Source organism: Paenibacillus sp. 598K (assembly GCF_003851045.1).
Lineage (GTDB): Bacteria > Bacillota > Bacilli > Paenibacillales > Paenibacillaceae > Paenibacillus_D.
On sequence record NZ_BFBX01000111.1, the window covers coordinates 1 to 6,315 of the forward strand.

General features: G+C 62.2%; 9 protein-coding genes. 8 read left to right on the top strand and 1 reads right to left on the bottom strand.

Features of this window, described 5'->3' with window-relative positions; translation table 11 throughout:
- Nucleotides 1-3: 3 nt before the first annotated feature.
- On the bottom strand, nt 4-597 hold the full coding sequence (locus tag PA598K_RS27395; protein WP_128659991.1) for a hypothetical protein: 594 nt from the start codon (nt 595-597) through the stop codon (nt 4-6).
- Nucleotides 598-892: 295 nt separating this feature from the next.
- Here PA598K_RS27395 and PA598K_RS27400 point away from each other — a divergent pair, with 295 nt between their 5' ends.
- The 8 genes from PA598K_RS27400 to PA598K_RS27425 form a co-directional block, all read left to right on the top strand.
- On the top strand, nt 893-1,621 hold the full coding sequence (locus PA598K_RS27400) for an SAF domain-containing protein (RefSeq protein WP_128659992.1): 729 nt from the start codon (nt 893-895) through the stop codon (nt 1,619-1,621).
- On the top strand, nt 1,618-2,463 hold the full coding sequence (locus tag PA598K_RS27405; protein ID WP_128659993.1) for a hypothetical protein: 846 nt from the start codon (nt 1,618-1,620) through the stop codon (nt 2,461-2,463). The genes PA598K_RS27400 and PA598K_RS27405 overlap by 4 nt, the downstream gene beginning before the upstream one ends.
- The gene (locus PA598K_RS27410) at nt 2,460-3,845 is read left to right on the top strand and encodes a CpaF/VirB11 family protein (RefSeq protein WP_260405642.1); all 1,386 of its coding nucleotides are present in this window, start codon (nt 2,460-2,462) and stop codon (nt 3,843-3,845) included. The genes PA598K_RS27405 and PA598K_RS27410 overlap by 4 nt, the downstream gene beginning before the upstream one ends.
- Complete coding sequence (locus tag PA598K_RS27415; protein WP_128659994.1) at nt 3,842-4,774, top strand: type II secretion system F family protein; 933 nt, start codon at nt 3,842-3,844, stop codon at nt 4,772-4,774. Before PA598K_RS27410 ends, PA598K_RS27415 begins: the two co-directional genes overlap by 4 nt.
- Nucleotides 4,775-4,787: 13 nt before the next feature.
- Nucleotides 4,788-5,681, top strand: a complete 894-nt coding sequence (locus PA598K_RS27420) for a hypothetical protein (RefSeq protein WP_128659995.1) — start codon at nt 4,788-4,790, stop codon at nt 5,679-5,681.
- A gap of 40 nt (nt 5,682-5,721) precedes the next feature.
- On the top strand, nt 5,722-5,871 hold the full coding sequence (locus tag PA598K_RS36590; RefSeq protein WP_185602256.1) for a hypothetical protein: 150 nt from the start codon (nt 5,722-5,724) through the stop codon (nt 5,869-5,871).
- A 24-nt stretch (nt 5,872-5,895) separates the two neighbouring features.
- A complete protein-coding gene (locus tag PA598K_RS36595) occupies nt 5,896-6,039 on the top strand; it encodes a hypothetical protein (protein ID WP_185602257.1) in 144 nt (47 codons plus the stop codon).
- A partial coding sequence (locus PA598K_RS27425; RefSeq protein ID WP_128660008.1) for a hypothetical protein occupies nt 6,036-6,315 on the top strand: 280 nt, incomplete at its 3' end. The genes PA598K_RS36595 and PA598K_RS27425, both read left to right, overlap by 4 nt.

Genomic DNA, 6,315 nt, shown 5'->3' on the forward strand with positions numbered 1-6,315 from the left:
CAGTTAATGGGCCGCCCCCGTCTGCCGCAGCTCGATCAACCGGGCGGACATCCATTCGTTCTGCTGGCGGCACAGCTGGAGCATCTCGCGCAACGAGGCGCTGATCTGGACGCGGTCGCCGGAGCGGAGCGCGGCGTCAAAAGCGCTGCGCGTCTGGGCGGCCTTGGCCCGCTTGGCTTGCCACTGCGGGTCTTGCTTGGCGGCGTGCTGCTCGTGCCACTGCTGACGGACATCCGGCGGCATGTCGTGCATCGCCTGGCGCAGCTCCGCGCGCAGACGCGTGGTATCCCGCAGCACCGGCTCCCAGTCCTTGGCCGTCTCCGGCGCATACTTGTCGACCAACTGCTTCAGATACGTCTCGTATTGGGCGGCGCTGCTGAGCTCTCTGCCATGCTTATGCTTGTGCGGTTCATGCTTGCCGGACTGATGCTCCGGCTGCGACTTTGGATGATCCTCGACCGGCGAGACGACCGGCAGGACGCGCGCCACGCTGCCCGGCACGGCAGCCTCCGACGGATCGGCCCCGGCCTGACCTGCGACGGCGGCGCTAATGCCGAGCAAGGCGAATCCGATGATGAGCATTCGATTTCCTTTCATGCGTATCCCACTCCTTCAGGTTCATTTCATAGGCGTTTCACCTGGATTAGGATGCGCAATTGTGGTGGAAATATTTACGTGTAAGCGAAGTGACAGCAGCAGGCTGGGAAAAGTGGGGGATCCACCCATTGAAATATTTCTCATTTTCGTATAGACATTTACAATGAACTTTGGTAATATTGCCTCATCAAAGTAATACATAATCTTACTACATAAGCAACGGCTATGCGAAGAACGCAAGCACGGGTTGGTCACCCTTGCTGCGTTCTTTTTTTGTTGCTTGCGAGGAGGCGTCATGAACCGAAAAAAAAATCTCATCATCAGTCTGTTGGCCGCCGTGCTGTCGGGGGTACTCGTCTACAGCATCTATGTGCTGCAGCTCAAGCAGATCGAACTGCAGGAGACGGTGGAGGTGCTCGTGCCCAGCCGTTTCATCGCGACCGGCGAGCAGCTGACGGCCGACATGCTGACGACCAAGTGGATCGCCAAGGCATCCTATGAGCCCGAGATGGCGACCAGCGCGGCAGACATCCTCAGTCTGGAGACTGCGGTGCCGCTCGGTCAGGGAGAGCCGATCCTCTCCTGGAAGGTCAGCCCTTATCGACTCATGCCGAAGCGGGATGAATCGACGTTCCAGATCCCGAGAGACTATGTGCTCAGCGTATCTAATGGCATCCGGGCCGGCGATCAGGTCGTCCTCTACGTATCGGGCGAGGCTTCGGCGTCCTCCCGTTTGTTCGATCAGTTGGTCACCGTTGCTTCGGTGAAGACGTCGGGCAATCTGGAGGTGGATGATCCGAAAAATCCGAACCTGCTATCGCTGGCCAATGGAGATCGGCAGAAGATGTATGCCTCCCGCCGCGACGCCAATGCGATGATCGATTATGTCAATCTGAATCTGACCGAGGCGCAATGGCTGGAGATCGACGAGCTGTGCAAGCAAGGCCAACACAAGCTGGTTATCGCTTATAGCCCGATGACGATGGACGCGATCCATTCCGAGCTGACAGGAGGTCAATCATGAGCGTCAACAAGCATGCGCTGGCGGTCTTCACCGGGACGACGCCCAACATCGGCACGACAGCGGCAGCCTTTGCGACCGCGGCCCAGGTAGCGAGTCTGAGCAGTCAGCCAGTCGGTCTGCTTTGTCTGAATCTGAAGAGTGCGAAGCTGCATCGGTATCTCGGGGTCGATCGCCCCTCCGTAACGCTCGACTCGCTGCGGCCGGAGCTGCGGGCCGGCACGCTGACGCCGGACAAGCTGCGCAGCGCCGCTTACACGCCGCCGAGTTGTCCGGGGCTGTCGATCCTGTTCGGCAACCTGATGCGGGACCAGGCGGAGTTTTTTACCCCGGAGGACATGGAGCATCTGCTGGCGGTGGCCCGCCAGACCTATCGTCTGACAGTCGCCGACGTCAGCGCCTACTGGGACAACGCGGCGACGATTACCGCGATGCGGGCAGCGGATAGCCGACTGGTTGCGATGAGCACGGCGCTGTCGAGCTTTCAGGAGGATGGCCAGCGCTGGATCGGCCAGGTCGCGCCGTTGTTCGGAGTCAAGCCTTTGGAGCTGCAGGGCATCGTCATACACCCACCTTGGAAGAATGGAGGATTTCCTGTGAAAGATATTCGAAGAGAAACGGGACTTACCGTCGTCGAGGAATTAAAAGTGACCGAGTCGCTGCTCTCCCAGCTCGACAGCGGCCGACTGGACAATTGGGTGGCGGCCGAGCAGCAGGGCAAGCAGGCGATGCGCCGCACGGCTGAGCATTTGATGGCCAGGCATGTGATCGCAGGAGTGCCGGGGCGGAGCAGCCAGCCCTGGTATCGCAAGCTGATGGGTCACCGCAACGGAGTCACCTCGTGAACCGCCCTCAGGAGGGGAGATTCTCGCCGTCGGCCTATGCGACACGGCTGCGAATGGAGCCGACAGTCGGCTCCCCGGAGCGACGCGAGTCGCATGCGGGAGAGCAGGAGTTCCAGGCGATCGCTGAGGATATCCGCAACTATCTGGCGACGCCGCGCGGCTCGACCGAGGAGGAGCGGCGCTCGTACAGCGAGCGATTAAACCGCGCCGTCCTCGGCTTCCCGGAGGAGCGGGCGGAGCTGCTGGCGGTCATCGATGATCGATTGATTCGCCAGCGTCTCCATCAACTGCCGGGGTACAGCCACCCCTACGAGTCACTGGCCGAAGCGTTATTCGCCGAAGTAATCGGGCTGCATGTGCTGGAGCTAGTGCTGCAGCACAAGGAGGGGCTGGAGGAGATCCAGGTTGTCGGCACCCGGATCTACGAGGTGCGGGATGGACGGGCGGTGCTCTCGCCGTACGCCTTTGATTCGGTCGTCGAGGTCGAGCGTATCCAGCAGAATCTCGTGCTCTACAACAACGACCGGATCAACCCGCGCAAGCGGTGGGCGGAGGTCATGCTGACCGACGGCTCGCGCGTGACGATGACGGGCTTTGGCTTCACCTCGGAGCCGACGCTGACGCTGCGCTTCTACACCGTCAGGCACTTCGATCTGCCGCTGCTGTGCGAGCCGGACAAGGCGACGATGAACGAGCGGATCATGCATATGCTGCTGGCGCTCCTGGAAGCTCGCTTCAACCTCGTGGTGATCGGTCCGACCAACAGCGGCAAGACGCATCTGATCAAGGCGCTGATCGCAGCGCTGCCGGACGAGGAGCGGATCATCACGATCGAGACGCGTCTGGAGATGATGCTGCGGCGAGACTTCCCGCTCAAGAACATCGTCGAGTACGAGGCCGACGAGGAGGACGGGCTGCATCGGGCGGCCCAGGCGTTCAAGCTGGCGCTCCGCCAGTCGCCGCAACGGATCGTCCATGCCGAGATCCGCGACGACGATGCCAATATCTATGTGCGCGCCTGCACGCGCGGCCACTCCGGCAGTATGACGACGGTTCATGCCAGCGAGCTGGAGGATGTGCCTGAGGCGATTACGGACATGTGCATGCTCGATGGACGGGTGATGAACCCGGATCGGCTCGGCAAGCGGATCACCCGCTATGTGACGCAGATCGGCATAGAGATGCGCCAGAGCGGCGGCAAGCGCCGGGTATGGCGGATCGGCGAGCTGCTCTGGGAGGACGACAGGGTCACGGTGCGGGACTGGGTGCGCTATGACGAAGCAAGCCGGACCTGGCTGTACCCGGAGCTGCCTTCGCAGCAGGCGCTGCGCCGATTGCAGTCCTCGCCGAGCTGGAGGCGCGCAGCCGAGGCCGCGGGATGACGGCCTGGCTATGGCTGTCTGCTGTCGCCCTGTTCGTGCTGCTGCTGATCATGCTCCAGCGGTCGATGCTGCTGATGGCGGAGCAGGAGCAGCGCTCCGACCGGTTGCTCTACCGGCAGCGCGCCAGATGGAGCGTGCGGATCATGGAGCTGCTCACGTCCAACCGCCGGTTGGCCGGACATCTCGATGACATGCTGGAGGCGATGCGATGGCCGCTCCAGGCCGGCAGCTTCCTGCTGATCTCCGGCATGCTGGCGCTAGGCGGCATGGCCGGGGGCGGACTGCTGTTCCAGAGCGCTAAGGGCTTGCTCTTGAGCGGGGCGCTCGCCGGGATCGCGCCGTATCTGGCGCTCCGGATGCTGCTGACTCAGCGACAGCTGCGGACGCGGATGGATTTTTTGCCAGCGGTGGAGTTGTTCTATCAGTGCTATCTGATCACCGGCGGCAGGCAGGTGAAGGTGGCGTTGCAGCGCGCGGTGGACGAACGCCGGATGATGGGAGCGATGCAGCAGGTATTCGAGCAGCTGCAGCGCAACCTGTCGATCCGAGGCGACGACGAGGCGTCGCTGCGGATTTTTGCCGGAGCAGTCGGGCATGTCTGGGGCGATTACTTCGTCCAGATCCTCCGGGTGGCGCTCGCCGAGGGGCATCCGGTCGCGGACAATCTTAAGGAACTGATCACCGACATGCGCAAGGCAAGGCGGGCCAATCAGCAGGAGCGCAACCGGCTGCTGGAGATCCGGATCGCCAACTTTTCTCCGCTCGTCTTCCTGGCGCTGTTCGTCGGCATCAACTTCCGGTACAACCCCGAGAGCGCTTATTACTACTATGTTCTCGACCCGCACGGCCGGGACTTGCTGCTCAATGCCGGGGTGCTGATCTTCGTCTCGTTTGGGATGGGCTTGTGGCTCTCCCGCAAAAAAATGTAAAGGAGCGGAAGCGATGCATGTAGAGATCAGCCGATTCGTCTATTGGGGCGCGCTGGTCGGTCAGTACATCACCGGCTTCGTCTGCCTGGCGGCGCTGCTGCAGGCGCTCACCGAACGGCCGCCGCGCTGGCTGCACGCGGTGCAGCGCGGCTGGGGGCGGCGCGAGCTGCCTGCCGCCTGGCTGCGACTGACCGGCATCTCCCGAGAGAGCGCGTCCTACCATAGCTACGAGGCGCTGCTGAGCGGACTAAACATGTCGCTCGACCCCGCGCTCTACCTGGCGATCCGAAGACTCACGCTGCTGGGCGTCCCCGCGCTGATGGCAGGGATCACGCTCGTGCCCCCGGCGGGTACGATCGCGCAGGGGACGCTATATCTCGTCTGGTCGGTCTGCGTCTGCCTGTGGGGCGCAGCGCTCTGGGACAAGCCATGGCTGGAGTCGCTCCAGCGCATGCGGGCGCAGCGGATCACGCGGGAGATCTACGTCATCAGCACCCAGCTGCTGTATCTGTCGGGCTCCTCGCTGCACATCCATACCAAGCTGATGCGCTGTCTCCCCTACGCCCGAGCGATCCGCGCCGATCTGGAGCGGCTGCTCGCTGAGTGGTACCAGGACGCGGACAGCGCGCTGCGACGTTTCAAGCAGCGGCTCGGCACCGACGAGGGGATGACCTTCGCCGAGACGATCGGCTCGCTGCGGCTGCATGAGAGCGAGGCTTATTACCGGCTGCTGCGGGAGCATATCCAGGACTACAAGGAGAAGATCGAGCTCGCGCGCGAGAGTCGCAAGGAATCCGCCTCCTACGTCCTGTTCCTGCTAGCCGGGGTGCCGATCCTGTATATGTTCCAGATCTTCATCCACCCCTGGGTGCAGGAGGGGCAGAAGCTTTTTCAGAGCTTGAATTAGGCGCACAGCGCAACGTTTACATTAAAGGAGGTGAGAGCAGATGCGCAACATTCTGATGACCGTGATGATGCTGGTCGTCGTAATCCTGCTGTTCAATGGTATCGTCACACGCGACAACACCGGCACCCAGGCACAGATCCAAACCCAAGGCAATGCGGCCAATACACGAATCGGCAATATGCTTCCATAGACCCCCGAGCCCCAAGGAGGCGTTATGAGATCCATTCTACTATCTGTACTGATGCTGGTGCTGGTCATCCTCATCTATGAATCCTTCGGCAGCGAGCAGGGTGCGCAGCAGGATGTGCGCGCTCTGGGCGGCCGCCACGGCAAGGCGATCCGGGAGATCGATCCATGAGGACGCTGCTGGTGTTCGTGCTGCTCGCCTCCACGCTCTGCTGGTTCATGTTCGCGCCGATCTACAAGCATGTCTTCCTCGTGCGGCAGGCCGTCCTGCAGAAGGAAGTCGACTATCTGCTCGAGGTCGGGGCGGCGGGAGGCTACGGCTACATCGACCAGACGATGATCGCGGAGTCCCGGCAGCGTCTGGCGGCTTATGGCATGAATGCCGGCGAGGCGAGCTACGAGATCGCCTCCACGACCGGCCTGTCGGCGACCAATCCGGCTGCCCCGC